Annotated in this window: 14 protein-coding genes; 7 read left to right on the top strand and 7 right to left on the bottom strand. The window is 69.1% G+C overall.

The window, feature by feature from the left end:
- The first annotated feature begins 23 nt into the window (after positions 1–23).
- Together JHD77_RS04640 and JHD77_RS04635 are read left to right on the top strand one after the other, a co-directional pair.
- On the top strand, positions 24–1409 hold the full coding sequence (locus JHD77_RS04640) for a nucleobase:cation symporter-2 family protein (RefSeq protein ID WP_003102887.1): 1386 nt from the start codon (positions 24–26) through the stop codon (positions 1407–1409).
- Positions 1410–1547: 138 nt separating this feature from the next.
- Positions 1548–2021 (top strand): metallophosphoesterase family protein, encoded by a 474-nt coding sequence (locus JHD77_RS04635; RefSeq protein ID WP_003102894.1) that lies wholly within the window; start codon positions 1548–1550, stop codon positions 2019–2021.
- Between the two features lie 15 nt (positions 2022–2036).
- Here the strand turns inward: JHD77_RS04635 and JHD77_RS04630 are convergent, their stop codons facing one another.
- The 3 genes from JHD77_RS04630 to JHD77_RS04620 form a co-directional block, all read right to left on the bottom strand.
- Positions 2037–2543: a dihydrofolate reductase gene (locus JHD77_RS04630; protein WP_003084430.1), complete on the bottom strand. Its 507-nt coding sequence runs from the start codon at positions 2541–2543 to the stop codon at positions 2037–2039.
- 82 nt (positions 2544–2625) lie between these two features.
- On the bottom strand, positions 2626–3666 hold the full coding sequence (locus JHD77_RS04625; RefSeq protein WP_031757012.1) for a hypothetical protein: 1041 nt from the start codon (positions 3664–3666) through the stop codon (positions 2626–2628).
- Complete coding sequence (locus JHD77_RS04620; protein WP_031693604.1) at positions 3663–4757, bottom strand: hypothetical protein; 1095 nt, start codon at positions 4755–4757, stop codon at positions 3663–3665. The genes JHD77_RS04625 and JHD77_RS04620 overlap by 4 nt, the downstream gene beginning before the upstream one ends.
- A gap of 209 nt (positions 4758–4966) precedes the next feature.
- On the opposite strand from JHD77_RS04620, the gene JHD77_RS04615 reads away from it, so the two are divergent.
- The gene (locus tag JHD77_RS04615) at positions 4967–6118 is read left to right on the top strand and encodes a glycerophosphodiester phosphodiesterase (RefSeq protein ID WP_003102904.1); all 1152 of its coding nucleotides are present in this window, start codon (positions 4967–4969) and stop codon (positions 6116–6118) included.
- Positions 6119–6154: 36 nt separating this feature from the next.
- Here JHD77_RS04615 and JHD77_RS04610 read toward each other — a convergent pair whose 3' ends face one another.
- A complete protein-coding gene (locus JHD77_RS04610) occupies positions 6155–6517 on the bottom strand; it encodes a hypothetical protein (RefSeq protein WP_003102907.1) in 363 nt (120 codons plus the stop codon).
- Between the two features lie 191 nt (positions 6518–6708).
- Here JHD77_RS04610 and JHD77_RS04605 point away from each other — a divergent pair, with 191 nt between their 5' ends.
- Genes JHD77_RS04605 through JHD77_RS04595 form a run of 3 tightly spaced genes read left to right on the top strand, consistent with a single transcriptional unit; the run spans position 6709 to position 10211 of the window.
- Positions 6709–8007: a DUF2868 domain-containing protein gene (locus JHD77_RS04605; protein WP_196994400.1), complete on the top strand. Its 1299-nt coding sequence runs from the start codon at positions 6709–6711 to the stop codon at positions 8005–8007.
- Positions 8000–9379 (top strand): GTPase/DUF3482 domain-containing protein, encoded by a 1380-nt coding sequence (locus JHD77_RS04600; RefSeq protein ID WP_023117225.1) that lies wholly within the window; start codon positions 8000–8002, stop codon positions 9377–9379. Before JHD77_RS04605 ends, JHD77_RS04600 begins: the two co-directional genes overlap by 8 nt.
- Positions 9380–9413: 34 nt before the next feature.
- Positions 9414–10211, top strand: coding sequence for an FkbM family methyltransferase (locus JHD77_RS04595; protein ID WP_031755852.1), 798 nt, complete (start codon positions 9414–9416; stop codon positions 10209–10211).
- 26 nt (positions 10212–10237) lie between these two features.
- Here JHD77_RS04595 and JHD77_RS04590 read toward each other — a convergent pair whose 3' ends face one another.
- The 3 genes from JHD77_RS04590 to JHD77_RS04580 all read right to left on the bottom strand — a co-directional run bounded on the left by JHD77_RS04590 (position 10238) and on the right by JHD77_RS04580 (position 12851).
- Positions 10238–11032 carry a thymidylate synthase gene (locus tag JHD77_RS04590; RefSeq protein ID WP_016263933.1) on the bottom strand — a complete coding sequence of 265 codons (795 nt, stop codon included), beginning with the start codon at positions 11030–11032 and terminating at the stop codon, positions 10238–10240.
- A gap of 205 nt (positions 11033–11237) precedes the next feature.
- On the bottom strand, positions 11238–12038 hold the full coding sequence (lgt, locus tag JHD77_RS04585; protein WP_003112963.1) for a prolipoprotein diacylglyceryl transferase: 801 nt from the start codon (positions 12036–12038) through the stop codon (positions 11238–11240).
- A 9-nt stretch (positions 12039–12047) separates the two neighbouring features.
- The gene (locus JHD77_RS04580) at positions 12048–12851 is read right to left on the bottom strand and encodes a sulfite exporter TauE/SafE family protein (protein ID WP_003110587.1); all 804 of its coding nucleotides are present in this window, start codon (positions 12849–12851) and stop codon (positions 12048–12050) included.
- 121 nt (positions 12852–12972) lie between these two features.
- Between JHD77_RS04580 and JHD77_RS04575 the strand changes: the two genes are divergently transcribed.
- Positions 12973–13728 (top strand): NRDE family protein, encoded by a 756-nt coding sequence (locus JHD77_RS04575; protein ID WP_003112962.1) that lies wholly within the window; start codon positions 12973–12975, stop codon positions 13726–13728.
- Positions 13729–13731: the final 3 nt, after the last annotated feature.

The raw sequence follows: 13731 nt of genomic DNA, 5'->3' as shown, positions 1-13731 counted from the left end.
CTCTTTTTCCCCGGACCGCCACCATGAGTTCCCTGCAAAGCCCGTCGGACGCCAGCGCCCGCAACGACCTGGTCTATGGCCTGGACGACCGTCCCAGCGCTCCCATCGCCCTGCTCGCCGCCCTCCAGCACCTGCTGGCGATCATCGTGCCGATCGTTACCCCCGGCCTGCTGATCTGCCAGGCGCTGGGCGTATCGCCGCGCGACACCAATCTGATCGTGTCGATGTCGCTGGTGATCTCCGGCATCGCCACCTTCGTCCAGTGCAAGCGCTTCGGCCCGTTCGGCGCCGGACTGTTGATCGTCCAGGGCACCAGCTTCAACTTCGTCGGCCCGCTGATCGCCGGCGGGGCGCTGATGGTCAAGCAGGGTACGCCGGTGGAAAGCGTGATGGCGGCGATCTTCGGCGTGGTCATCGCCGGCTCCTTCGTCGAGATGGGCATCTCGCGCATACTGCCGTTCGTCAAGCGGCTGATCACCCCGCTGGTGACCGGCATCGTCGTGCTGATGATCGGCCTGACCCTGATCAAGGTCGGCCTGATCAGCATGGGCGGCGGCTTCTCGGCGATGTCCAACGGCACCTTCGCCAACGGCGAGAACCTGCTGCTGTCCGGCGTGGTGCTGGGCATCATCGTGGTGCTCAACCGCATCCCGGTGGTATGGATGCGCAGTTGCGCCATCGTCATCGCCCTGGCCGTCGGCTACGCGCTGGCCGGCTACCTCGGTCGCCTGGACTTCACCGGCATGCACCAGGCCGAGCTGTTCCAGGTACCGACCCCGCTGCACTTCGGCCTGGACTTCTCCTGGCCGCTGTTCATCCCGATGCTGGTGATCTACCTGGTCACCTCCCTGGAAGCCATCGGCGACGTCACCGCCACCAGCAAGGTGTCGAAGCAACCGGTGGAAGGCCCGCTGTGGATGCAGCGGATCAAGGGCGGCGTGCTGGTCAACGGCGCCAACTCGTTCCTCGCCGGTATCTTCAATACCTTCCCCAGCTCAGTGTTCGCCCAGAACAACGGGGTGATCCAGCTCACCGGCGTGGCCAGCCGCTACGTCGGCCTGTGGATCGCCGCCATGCTGGTCCTGCTCGGCCTGTTCCCGAGCGTCGCCGGGGTCATCCAGGCGGTGCCGGAACCGGTACTGGGCGGCGCGGCGATGGTGATGTTCGGCGCGGTGGCCGCTTCGGGCATCAACATCCTCGCCGGCATCCAGCTGGACCGCCGTGCCCTGCTGATCATCGCCGTATCCCTGGCCCTCGGCCTGGGCGTTTCGCAGGTGCCGGAGTTCCTCGCGCACATGCCCGCGGCGCTGCGCAACGTGCTGGAGTCCGGGGTCGCCACCGGCGGCATCTGCGCCCTGCTGCTGAACTGGTTCCTGCCGGAAAGCCCGGTCCAGAAGGCCGGACACTGATAGGCGCGGCGCCACCTCCGGGTGGCGTCGCGGTTTTCGCCGAAGGGTTTTCGTACCCGGCCAATGGTTGGGTATGATCGACGGCATGGCCATGCCCGTCGGCCACCCTCTTCCGTCCCGCAACCCGGACCCGCGCCCATGCCCCAGTCCCGCCGCCCGTTGCGCATCGGCCTGATCGCCGACACCCATGGCCTGCTCCGGCCCGAGGCGCTGGAACGGTTGCGCGGCTGCGACCAGTTGATCCATGCCGGCGACATCGGCAAGCCGGAAATCCTCGCCGAGCTGGAACGCCTGGCGCCGCTCTCGGTGGTGCGCGGCAACAACGACACCCAGGACTGGGCGGCGGACATCCCCGAGCGCCTGCTGCTAAAGATCGGCCGGCTGACCCTCTATGTGCTGCACGACCTCAAGCGACTCGACCTCGACCCGGCCGCCGAAGGCATCGACGTGGTGGTCGCCGGACATTCGCACAAGCCGCTGAAGGAAGAGCGCGACGGCGTGCTCTACCTCAACCCGGGCAGCGCCGGGCCGCGGCGCTTCAGCTTGCCGATCGGGATCGGCGTGCTGGAAGTGGCGGGGAAGAAGATCGAGGCGGAGCTGATCACCCTCTGACCCCGCCTGGAACCGTCAGCGGCGCTCCCATACCTCGAAGGCGTAGGCAGGCGCATCGTCAGCCGCGGCGTGTTCGATGCTCGACGCCAGGCGCCAGGCCGCACCATCGATCTCGGGGAAAAAGGCGTCGCCCTCCGGCGCCAGGCCAACCCGGGTCAGGTAGAGACGCGCGGCGCGCGGCAAGGCCTCGGCATAGAGCTGGGCGCCGCCGATCAGCATCAGTTCGTCGGCGTCCTCCGCCTGCGCCCACGCCTCGGCGCGCGCCAGCGCGGCGTCCAGGCTGGCGAACACTTCCGCACCCTCCAGTGCCAGGCCGGCCTGGCGGCTGACCACCAGGTTTAGCCGGCCCGGCAGCGGCCGACCCAGCGAGTCCCAGGTCTTGCGCCCCATGATCACCGGCTTGCCGAGGGTCATCGCCTTGAAATGCTTGAGGTCGGCCGGCAGGCGCCAGGGCAGGCGGTTGTCGATGCCGATCGCGCGGTTCTCGCCAAGGGCGGCGATCATCGCCAGCGGTCGTGCCATGGGGTTACCTCATCGTGGAAGGACAAAGGCGCGAGGATAAACACTCGCGCCGGCGGACTCCAGGCCAACTGTGCGGGCCGGCCTACAAGGGATTGGCATACGGCGGCACCTGCATGAAGAAGGTGCCATCCTCGTTGACCTGGGTGGTGCCGGTCGCCAGCACCTTGCGGTAGTCCTGCAGGTTGAAGGTCAGCACCTGGTCCGGGGTCTCGGTCTTCAGCAGCACCTGGGCGTAGGTGATGAGGATTTCGAAGATCTTCAGGTCGCCGGACTGTAGCCAGAGGAAGGATGGGCCCGCCGCGGCCGGCGGGCTGAACACCGGCGACGGCTGGCCGGGCGCCTGGGAGAAACGCAGGTGCAGCCCCTGGTCGTCGAGCCAGGCCTCCTGTACGTGGCCGTCGATGCCCAGCAGCGGGAAGACCTTGCGGTAGTCCAGGCGCATGGCGCTGCCCACCAGGCTCGCCCCCGGCCGATCGAGGCTGACCAGCGCCGACATCGGCAGGCCGACCAGGCTCATCGCCCCGTACAGCGGCAGACCGACCACCCTCAACTGGTCGGGCCGATAGACCAGCGCGCCGCTGGCCGCGTCCACCTCCACGCCGCCGCCCAGCCGCAGCGGCAGCCAGGGCCCTACGCCGAGCGGACGCACCCGCCCCTCCACCTCCAGGCGTCCCGCCGCACTGCTCATGCGGAAGTCCTTCAACATGGTCCCGTCGTAGGCGAGGATGTGCTCGTTGAACAGGTTGGCCAGTTGCCGCGGGCTGAGCAGCACCTCACCCTCCATCACCTGGAAATGCATGTCCTGCGGACGGTCGAAGTCCACCGGCTGGCCGGCCCGGTTCGGCACCAGCCAGCCCTTCAGCTCGGGCACGTGGAAACCGATGTTGCCGCGCAGGTACATGTCCACGTTGCGCAGCAGTATGCCGACACCATCCTGGCCGGAATCCGCCGGCCCGGCCGTACGCATGGGCAGCGGCACCGGCGCCGGGGGGACCTGCCGGTACCAGCCCTCGCGCAGCAGGGCCAGTTCGCGCTGCTGCCGGTCGATGGCGCTTTCGGCCTGGGCCGCGCTGGCCGCCAACAGGCAACAGCCAAGCAGTACGCCCCACGGACGCCGGCTCACAGCCGTGCCTCCAGCGGCGCCGGCGCCTTCACCGGCGACACGGCGATCTGCACCATGCCGTCCTCGCGCAGGCGGATCACGCCGTTCTGCAGTTGCCGCCGGTAGTCGTAGAGATTGAACAGCAGCGGCTGCCCCGGGCTGAGGCTGGTGAACAGGGCATAGGCCTTGACCAGCACGGTGCGCGCCATCTTGATATCGCCGCCCTCGATGAACATGTAGCTGTCCGGCGCCCGTAATGCCGGCCATTGCAGGTCGGCCAGGGAGTCGCCGAGGGCGAGTTGCATGCCGCCGTCGGCCAGGGCCAGGCGACTGACGCGGAAGTCCAGGCGCGGCGGCGGGAACAAACCGTCGAGGTCGACGCGGATGCGGTTGCCGACCAGTTCCATGTGCCGGGTCTTCAGCTTCAGCACCTCGGACATCTCGATCGAGGCCGCCGCCAGCGACGAAGTGACCTCGACCCCGTCGACGAAGATCCGCCGGGGTACCAGGGTCACCTCCAGCGGACCGCTCAGCTCGATCTCGGTGAGCATCCGCAGCGGCCGCCAGCGCCCCTTGCGCAACAACTCGCCACGCACTTCCTGGCCGTCCTTGCGGGTGTTCATACTGAGGTTGCGCACGGCCGCGCGGGACGCGGCGAGGTCCTGGTTGAGCAGGGTCGCCAGGGTGGCGTCGCTGACGAATATCTCGCCGGCCTGGATCCGCGCCACCATCGCCGTCGGATCGTCGAGCGACAAGGGCGCGCCGGGACGAGTCGGCTCCATGCGGATCAGCATGCGCTGGATGAAGAAACCGATGTCGTCGTGCAGGCGGAAGTCGGTATCGGCGATCCACAGTCGCGAACTCGCCGATCCCGAGCCGCGGGCGCCGACGCTCGCCTCCAGCGTGCGCGGCGGCACGGCGCTCATCAGGCTGTCCGGCTGGCGTCCCCAGTCATCGGTAGCGGTCGTCGGCACACGCGCTTCGACACGGGCCGGCGGCGCCACGGCCTGGCCGCCGCCGTGGGCATCGAAGGCCAGCCAGGCGCCCAGCAACAGGCAGGCCAGTTGCAACGACAGGCAGGGAAACGCGGAGGCAGGTTGCGCGGAAGCCATCACCGATCCTCTTATTGTTATGCGAGCGCCGTCACCCTATACCCTGCCCCGGCCGTCCGCCCCTTTCGTTGGATTGGCCGGGAAAACGCCGACGTCGTCACGCTGGCGGCGATTGTCACGGGAATGTCGCGAAACGGGCAAAGAAGTATCACCTGGCTGCGTCAATCTGCTGGACTGGAACACTCCCGAACCGCCGACGAGGACCCGTCATGCAACCAGCCTTCCTGCGCCGCCACCTCGGCGCCGCCTGCCTGATGCTCGCCGCTGGCCTGGCCAGCGCCGCCCACGCCGACACCGGCAACGTACAACGCGCCATCGACTGGGCCCAGGGCCAGGCCTCCGTTCGCCACCCGGCCAGCGACGAACGCTCGCCGCTGGTCATCGCCCACCGTGGCGCCAGCGGTTACGTACCGGAACACACCCTGGGCGCCTACGCCCTGGCGGTGATGATGGGCGCCGACTACGTCGAGCCGGACCTGGTGATGACCCGCGACGGCAAGCTAGTCGCCCGCCACGACAACGAGCTGGGCCTGACCACCGATGTCGCCCAGCACCCGGAATTCGCCGACCGCAAGCGCACGCAGAAAGTCGACGGAGTGGAACTCACCGGCTGGTTCAGCGAAGACTTCACCCTCGCCGAACTGAAGACCCTGCGCGCCATCGAGCGCATCCCCACGATCCGCCCGGGCAATGCGCGCCTGGACGGCACCTTCGAGATCCCCACCCTGCAGGAGATCATCGACCTGGTGAAAAGCCTGCAGATCAGCCAGCAACGCACCATCGGCCTGTACCCCGAGATCAAGCACGGCACCCACTTCCAGCGCCTCGGCCTGGCCATGGAACGCCCACTGGTGAAGACCCTGCACCGCAACGGCTACCTCGGTCCGCGCGCGCCGGTATTCATCCAGTCCTTCGAGGTGAACAACCTGAAGGAACTCAAGCGCCTCACCGGCATCCGCCTGGTCCAGCTCTACGGCAGCGGCCAGCCCTACGACCAGCAGGCTGCCGGCGGCAGCCTGACCTACGCCGAGATGGCCACCGCCAAGGGCCTGCGCCAGGTGGCGCGCTACGCCTACGGGGTCGGTCCGGACAAGAGCTACGTGATTCCCCGCGATGCCAACGGCAACCTCGGCCAGCCGACCCGCTTCGTCGGCGACGCCCACGCCGCCGGGCTGAAGGTGCATCCCTACACCTTCCGCGCGGAAAACAGCTTCCTTCCGGCGGAGTTCCGCAGCGCCGACGGCAACCCGCAGTCGCGCGGCGACCTGGCCGGCGAGATCAGGGCCTACCTCGACGCCGGCATCGACGGCCTGTTCAGCGACCAGCCGGACGTCGCCGTGCGCCTGCGCGAGCAGCGCTGACGCAGCCCGACCGGCGCTCGTACGCGGGCGCCGGCCTCATGGACACTCGATGTAGCCGTCGAAGGGCTGTGCCTTGCCTTTCTCCAGTGCCTGCCGCCTGATGTTCCGGCAGATCCGCCGATCGCGCTCGTGCATGGCGTCGATCGACGGGTTGCCAGTGGGTTCCATGCCCTTGTGGTCCTTCACGCCAAAGGTCACCAAGGGCTGCTCCGGCTCCACCCGGAAGCGCGACGGCGTTTCCTTCTCCTCCTTGCGCGACGGCGGATCCGCCGCCAGGGTCGGCAACTGGTCGGCCTGCACGCCATAGCGTTGCAGCAAGGAGCCATCGGGCAACTCGTCGGCCAGCGCGCCCGCCATCCCCAGCAACAGCGCCAGGGGGTATCGGCGTACTACCTTCATCTCAGTGTTCCTCTCGCTACCGGCGCCGAACGCTTTCGCCACGGCACCAGTCAAAATCCCACACCCCGCCGCCAGCCGGCTGGCAAGCCAGCATGAGCCGCCGGGGCGCTTTTTGCTATGTTTGGCGCTGATCAGACGCCGTTGGCCGGGCACGATTCACGCTCGGCAGGGAAATCGACACAGGAGGTGACTTGAGTCACACGACGCATCCCGGCCTCGACGCCCTCTGGCTGACCGAGGCCGTTCGCCTGCGCGAGGAGCAGGCCGGTCCGCTGGAAGACAGCGAGGCGGTTCGCCAGGCGCTGGCCCAGGGCGGTTCCCTGCCGCGCCGTATTCTCACCCGCGCCCACTGGCTGGGCCGCCGCGAGGGCCTGCTCGACGCCCAGCGGACCTGGCGCCAGGGTTCGCGGCTGGCGCTGGCCCTGCTGCTGGTGCTGGCCCTGGCCAGCGGCGCCGGACTGGCCTTCGCCGCGCTCGGCGATGGCCAGCGCCCGGTCAACGTGTTCTGGGCGCTGGCCAGCCTACTCGGCCTGCACCTGCTGACCCTGCTCGGCTGGGCCCTCGGCCTGCTCGCCGGCGGCGAGGCCGCGGGCGCGCTCGGCCGGCTCTGGCTGTGGCTCAGCGGCAAGCTGGCGCGCGATGCCCGCGCCGCGCACCTGGCGCCGGCGCTATTGGTCCTGCTCGGCCGGCGCCGGCTGGCGCGCTGGGGCCTCGGCGCGCTGGTCCACGGGCTCTGGCTGCTCGGCCTGCTGACCGCGCTGGCCATGCTCCTCGGCCTGCTGGCGACCCGCCGCTACGGTTTCGTCTGGGAAACCACCATTCTCGGCAGCGATACCTTCATCGCCCTTACCCAGGCGCTCGGCGCCCTGCCGGCGTTGCTTGGCTTCCCGTTGCCGGACGCCGAGCTGATCCGCGCCAGCGGCGACGCCGCCCTGGCCAGCGAAGCCGCACGGCACGCCTGGGCCGGCTGGCTGGTAGGCGTACTGCTGGTCTATGGGGTCCTGCCGCGCGCGCTGCTCGGTCTGCTCTGCCTGTGGCGCTGGAAACGCGGCCTGGCCCACCTCGACCTGGACCTCGACGACCCAGGCTACAGCCTGCTGCGCGAACGCTTGATGCCGGCCAGCGAACGCCTCGGCGTCAGCGACGCGGCACCGGACTGGCTGCCGAAGCTCGCCGAAGGCGTCGCCGACGCCGGCATCCTCGACGACGGCCAGCAGCGCCGTCGCCTGCTCGAACAACTGACCCGCTACCCGCCGGCGCGCCTGGCCATCGCCTGCGACCCGCGTCGCTCGCCGGACCGCGGCACCCTGGCACTGCTCGGCGAACTCGCCCGCTGCGCCGCCAGCACCCGCATCTGGCTGCTCCAGGCTCCGCCCGGCGAAGCGCTCGACAGCGACCGCCTGGGTGACTGGCACGCCGCCCTGGAACGCCTGCAACTGCCGCACGGCGAGACCTCGCCGCTGGCCTGGTTGGAGACCGGCCATGACTGAGCCGCTGATCCTGGCCGTGGTCGGCCACACCAATACCGGCAAGACCTCGCTGCTGCGCACCCTGACTCGCGACCGTGGATTCGGCGAAGTCTGCCATCGCCCCAGCACCACCCGCCACGTCGAGGGCGCCAGGCTGTCGGTGGACGGCAAAGCGCTGCTGGAACTCTACGACACGCCCGGCCTGGAAGACGCCATCGCCCTGCTCGACTACCTGGACGCCCTGGAGCGCCCCGGCGAGCGTCTCGATGGCCCGGAACGCATGGCGCGGTTGCTGGACAGCAACGAAGCGCGCGGGCGTTTCGAACAGGAAGCCAAGGTGGTCCGCCAGTTGCTCGCCTCCGACGCCGGGCTCTACGTGATCGACGCCCGCGAACCGGTGCTGGCCAAGTATCGCGACGAACTGGCGGTGCTCGCCGGCTGCGGCCGGCCGCTGCTGCCGGTGCTGAACTTTGTCGCCAGCCCGCAGCATCGCGAGGAGGAGTGGCGCGCCGCCCTCGCTCGCCTGGGCCTGCACGCCCTGGTGCGTTTCGACAGCGTGGCGCCGCCGCTGGACGGCGAACGGCGCCTCTACGAGAGCCTGGCGCTGCTGCTGGAGCGCGCCCGGCCGCAACTCGACCGGCTGATCGCCGACCATGAGACCCAGGCCGCCGCGCGCCTGCGCGCCGGGCAACGGCTGATCGCCGAATTGCTGGTCGACGTCGCCGCCTGCCGGCGCCTGGTGCCCGGCGGCGAAAGCGCCGTGCAGGAAGCCACCCGCGACCTGCACCAGCAGGTGCGCAAGCGCGAGCAGGCCTGCGTGGAAGCGTTGCTGCGGCTCTACGCCTTCGCCAGGGACGACGCCCGCGCCGCCGACCTGCCGCTGCTCGACGGCCGCTGGGGCGACGATCTGTTCAATCCGGAGACCCTGCGCCAACTCGGTATCCGCCTCGGCGGCGGGGTTGCGGCCGGTGCCGCGGCCGGCGCCGGCATCGACCTGCTGGTGGGCGGCGTCACCCTTGGCGCCGCCGCCGCCCTCGGTGCCCTCGCCGGCGGCGCCTGGCAGACCGTCGGCCACTATGGCTCGCGCCTGCTCGGCAAGCTCAAGGGCGCCCGCGAGCTGACCGTCAACGACGCCGTGCTGCGCTTGCTCGCGCTGCGCCAACGGCAGCTCCTGGCAGCCCTGCAAACGCGCGGCCACGCGGCGGTCGAGGCGATCCGCCTGGAAACCCCGGAGGACAAGCAGTGGCGCGAAGGCAAGCTGCCGGAAGCGCTGCGCAAGGCGCGCGCGCATCCGGAGTGGTCGTCGCTGAACGGCAGGCGGGTGGGCGGCAGCGACCGCCAGGAACAGATCGACGCGCTGGCCGAATTGCTGGAGAGCGGGCGCGGGGAATGACAGACTGGGCGACGATCGCCCAAGAGGTAGGCCCATGCCCTTCGTTTCCTACGCGCAGAACCTGGAAGACGTCCGACTCTGCCGGGCCCTGAAACTCTTCCCCAGGGGGTTCTACATCGACGTCGGCGCCAACCACCCGCGGATCGACTCGGTCACCCTGGCGTTCTACGAGCGCGGCTGGCGCGGCATCAACATCGAACCGCTGCCCCACCTGCACCGCGAGCTGGAGCGGGAACGGCCGGAAGACCTCAACCTGAACCTCGCCATTGGCGAGCGCGAAGGCCGCGCCACGCTCTACGAGATGGCCGCCTCGGGTCTCTCCACCCTGGACCCCGAGCTAGCCCGCCAGCGCCAGGCCGAGGGCTGCACGGCCACCCCGCGCGAAGTGAAGGTCAGCACCCTGGACGCGATCTGCGCGGCCCATGTCGAAGGGCCGATCCACTTCCTCAAGATCGACGTCGAAGGGCTGGAAGGCGCGGTGCTCCGCGGCCTCGACCTGAACCGCTGGCGCCCGTGGCTGATCCTCGCGGAAACTCCATTCGACCACGACCCCGAGTGGAAAGCGCCGCTGCTCGCCGCGGGCTACCGTTTCGTCCACTTCGACGGCCTTAACGGCTATTACCTGGCGGAGGAACAGGCCCGCCTGGAAGGCGCCTTCGCGCTACCGCCGAACCTGCTGGACGACTTCCAGCTCTGCCATGGCCACGCCATGAGCCATCCGGTCGCACCGCTGGAGCAGGCCCTGGAGCAGGCGCTGCAACGCGCAGAAGATGCGGAGCGGGCTTTGCGGGACTGGCGCGCGCTTCCCTGGTACCGTCGCCTGTTCGGTTGAGCGGAGCCGACGGCTCCGCCGAAGGGTCAGACCGCGACCGGTGCCTTGATGTGCGGATGGGCCTCGTAGCCGACCAGCTCGAAGTCCTCGAAGCGAAAGTCGAACAGATCCTTCACCTCGGGATTCAGCTTTATGCTCGGCAACGGCAGCGGCTCGCGGGTCAGCTGCAGGTCGGCCTGCTCCAGGTGGTTGGCGTACAGGTGGCAATCGCCGCCGGTCCAGATGAACTCGCCCGGCTGCAGGCCGGCGACCTGCGCCACCATCAGGGTCAGCAGGGCATAGCTGGCGATATTGAAGGGTACGCCGAGGAAGATGTCCGCCGAACGTTGGTAGAGCTGGCAGCTGAGCTTGCCGTCGGCGACGTAGAACTGGAACAGCGCGTGGCAGGGCGGCAGGGCCATCTCGTCGATCAGCGCCGGGTTCCAGGCGGAGACGATCAGCCGGCGCGAGTCCGGATTCTTCTTCAGCATCGCCATCAGGTTGGCGATCTGGTCGATGTGGCGGCCGTCCGGCGCCGGCCAGGAGCGCCACTGGTAGCCATACACCGGGCCGAGGTCGCCGTTCTCGTCGGCCCATTCGTCCCAGATCGAGACGCCGTGCTCCTTGAGGTAGGCGATATTGGTGGAGCCCTTGAGGAACCACAGCAGCTCGTGGACGATCGACTTGAGGTGGCACTTCTTGGTGGTCACCAGGGGGAAGCCCGCGGCCAGGTCGAAGCGCATCTGGTGGCCGAACACGCTATAGGTGCCGGTGCCGGTGCGGTCGCTCTTGAAGGTGCCGTGCTCGCGCACGTGGCGCATCAGGTCGAGGTACTGTTTCATCGGAGGCTCGGATCGATATCGGTGCGGCGCCGACGTGGCGGCTCCCACCGAGGGATGACAGAAGGATGGCCAAGTCTACGGCGACGGAGCCTGCATCGCCAGTTCGGCGCGACCGGCGCAAGCCATGCACGCCCTGGAGCGGAAAGCCGGCTGCCCGGAGCGGATGACGCCTGCGACGTTATCCGCCCCGGGCAGGAAAAGCGGCTCAGGCCGCCTTCGGCTGCGCCGCGTCGCGGCGGTAGGCCCAGACCATCAGGGCAATGCCGGCCAGCACCATCGGTACGCAGAGCACCTGGCCCATGGTCAGCCAACCCCAGGCGAGGTAGCCGAGCTGGGCATCCGGCACGCGGACGAATTCGACGACGAAGCGGAAGATCCCGTAGCACAGCACGAACAGGCCGGAGACCGAGGCGGTCGGCCGTGGCTTGCGGGTGAACAGCCAGAGGATGACGAACAGCGCCACGCCTTCCAGGGCGAACTGGTACAGCTGCGAGGGATGCCGCGGCAGCGGGCCGCCGTTGGGGAAGACCATGGCCCAGGGCACATCGCTGACCTTGCCCCACAGTTCCGAGTTGATGAAGTTGCCGATGCGCCCGGCGCCCAGGCCGATGGGCACCAGCGGGGCGATGAAGTCCATCAGCTGGAAGAAGCTCTTGCCATGGCGCTTGCCGAACCACCAGACCGCCAGCATCACGCCGAGCAGGCCGCCATGGAAGGACATGCCGCCTTTCCAGACCTCGAAGATCAGCGTCGGGTTGGCGATGTACTCGTCCAGGTTGTAGAACAGCACGTAGCCCAGGCGGCCACCGAGGATCACGCCGCAGGCGACCCAGAAGACCAGGTCGGAAAGGCGCTCCTTGGTCCAGGTCGGGTCGAAGCGCTTCATCCGGCGCGACGCCAGCAGCCAGGCGCCGCCGATCCCGATCAGGTACATCAGCCCGTACCAGTGGATCTTCAGCGGGCCGATGGCCAGCGCAACCGGATCGATCTGGGGATACGTCAGCATCGATAACTCCTACGACAGAAAAGCGAGATCGGGGGTCAGGAAACTTATGCCCACGCTGAACAGCAGCAGGGCGAACAGTCGCTTGAGTACGCGCGGCGACAAACGATGCGCCAGGCGCGCGCCGAAGCGGGCGAACAGCATACTGGTGGCGGCGATGCCGACCAACGCCGGCAGATAGACGTAGCCCAGGCTCCACTCCGGCAACTGCGGGTTGTGCCAGCCGACCGCGATGAACGACAGAGCGCCGGAAATGGCGATAGGAAGGCCGCAGGCCGAGGAAGTCGCCACCGCCTGCTGCATCGGCACGCTGCGCCAACTGAGGAAAGGCACGGTCAGCGAACCGCCGCCGATGCCGAAGATCGCCGAGGCCCAGCCGATCACCGCGCCGGCCAGGGTCAGGCCGCCCTTGCCGGGCACCTCGCGGCTACCCTTGGGCTTGAGGTCGAGAACCATCTGCAAAGCGACCAGGATGGCGAACACCCCGATTATCTTCTGCAACAGCGGCCCCTTGATCTGCGCCGCGGTCAGCGCGCCGAGGGCACTGCCGATGAGGATGCCGAGGGTCATCCAGGCGAACACCGGCCAGCGCACCGCGCCGCGCCGATGGTGTTCGAGAATGGAATTGATCGAAGTGAAGACGATGGTCGCCAGGGAGGTGCCGACCGCCATCTGGGTCAGGACGTCGCCGCCGAAACCGTGCGCGGTGAAGCTGAAGACCAGCGCCGGGACGATGATCAGGCCGCCGCCGACGCCGAACAGTCCGGCCAGCACGCCGGCACAGGCGCCCAGCACGATATAGAGGAGAAACTCCATGCACGCCCCCGTTGGAAAGCCGGCATGGTAACGGAATTGCGCGCCGTGCGGCAGGCGTCGTGCTTGAACGGCGATGGCGGATGCCTTTAGCCTGACGGCCAGCCCATCCCAAGGATCGCGCATGTGCCTGATCGTCTTCGCCTGGCAACCGGGGCACGCCCTGCCGCTGCTGGTCGCCGCCAACCGTGACGAATTCTATGCCCGCCCGAGCCTGCCGCTGGCGGCCTGGGAGGACGCCGAGGGGGTATTCGCCGGACGCGACCTGGAGGCCGGCGGCACCTGGCTGGGGCTCGGCCCGGCCGGCCGTTTCGCCGCCCTGACCAACGTCCGCGATCCGTCGCAGGCTCTCGGCAAGCGCTCCCGTGGCGAACTGGTGGCGGACTTCCTGCGCGGCGGCGGCAACCCGGCCGACTACCTGGCGCAGGTCGCCGGGCGCGCCGCGGACTATTCCGGCTTCAACCTGCTCATTGGCGATCGCCATCAGCTCTGGCACTACAACCCCCGCGTAGGGCCACCGCGCCTGCTGCCGGCGGGGATCTACGGGCTGTCCAACGCGGCCCTCGATACGCCCTGGCCGAAGCTGCTCAAGGCTCGCGCCGCCCTCGCCGAGCGGCTTGCCGAGCCGCATCCGCAGGCCCTGCTGGAGCTGCTGGCCGACGCAGCGCCGGCCGCCGACGGCCAGTTGCCGGATACCGGCGTGGGTCTGGCCACGGAACGCCTGCTCTCCAGCGTGTTCATCGCCAGCCCGAGCTACGGCACTCGCGCCAGCAGCGTCGTACGGGTACACGCCGACGGCACGCGGGAGATGATCGAGCGCAGCTTCGGGCCGTCCGGCGCCCGGCTCGGCGAGGTCAGCCTGGTGCTGCCGCCAGGCTGACCT

Source organism: Pseudomonas sp. P20, from assembly GCF_016463925.1.
In the GTDB taxonomy this organism is placed as follows: Bacteria; Pseudomonadota; Gammaproteobacteria; order Pseudomonadales; family Pseudomonadaceae; genus Pseudomonas; species Pseudomonas aeruginosa.
This window is presented reverse-complemented; position numbering and strand designations above follow the sequence as displayed.

Bases quoted from the DNA above. Each gene is read 5' to 3' on its own strand.
- JHD77_RS04575 (WP_003112962.1), top strand. From the start codon at position 12,973: ATGTGCCTGATCGTCTTCGCCTGGCAACCGGGGCACGCCCTGCCGCTG.
- lgt (WP_003112963.1), bottom strand. From the start codon at position 12,038: ATGCTGACGTATCCCCAGATCGATCCGGTTGCGCTGGCCATCGGCCCG.
- JHD77_RS04610 (WP_003102907.1), bottom strand. From the start codon at position 6,517: ATGAAGGTAGTACGCCGATACCCCCTGGCGCTGTTGCTGGGGATGGCG.
- JHD77_RS04595 (WP_031755852.1), top strand. From the start codon at position 9,414: ATGCCCTTCGTTTCCTACGCGCAGAACCTGGAAGACGTCCGACTCTGC.
- JHD77_RS04635 (WP_003102894.1), top strand. From the start codon at position 1,548: ATGCCCCAGTCCCGCCGCCCGTTGCGCATCGGCCTGATCGCCGACACC.
- JHD77_RS04620 (WP_031693604.1), bottom strand. From the start codon at position 4,757: ATGGCTTCCGCGCAACCTGCCTCCGCGTTTCCCTGCCTGTCGTTGCAA.
- JHD77_RS04600 (WP_023117225.1), top strand. From the start codon at position 8,000: ATGACTGAGCCGCTGATCCTGGCCGTGGTCGGCCACACCAATACCGGC.
- JHD77_RS04615 (WP_003102904.1), top strand. From the start codon at position 4,967: ATGCAACCAGCCTTCCTGCGCCGCCACCTCGGCGCCGCCTGCCTGATG.
- JHD77_RS04630 (WP_003084430.1), bottom strand. From the start codon at position 2,543: ATGGCACGACCGCTGGCGATGATCGCCGCCCTTGGCGAGAACCGCGCG.
- JHD77_RS04590 (WP_016263933.1), bottom strand. From the start codon at position 11,032: ATGAAACAGTACCTCGACCTGATGCGCCACGTGCGCGAGCACGGCACC.
- JHD77_RS04640 (WP_003102887.1), top strand. From the start codon at position 24: ATGAGTTCCCTGCAAAGCCCGTCGGACGCCAGCGCCCGCAACGACCTG.
- JHD77_RS04580 (WP_003110587.1), bottom strand. From the start codon at position 12,851: ATGGAGTTTCTCCTCTATATCGTGCTGGGCGCCTGTGCCGGCGTGCTG.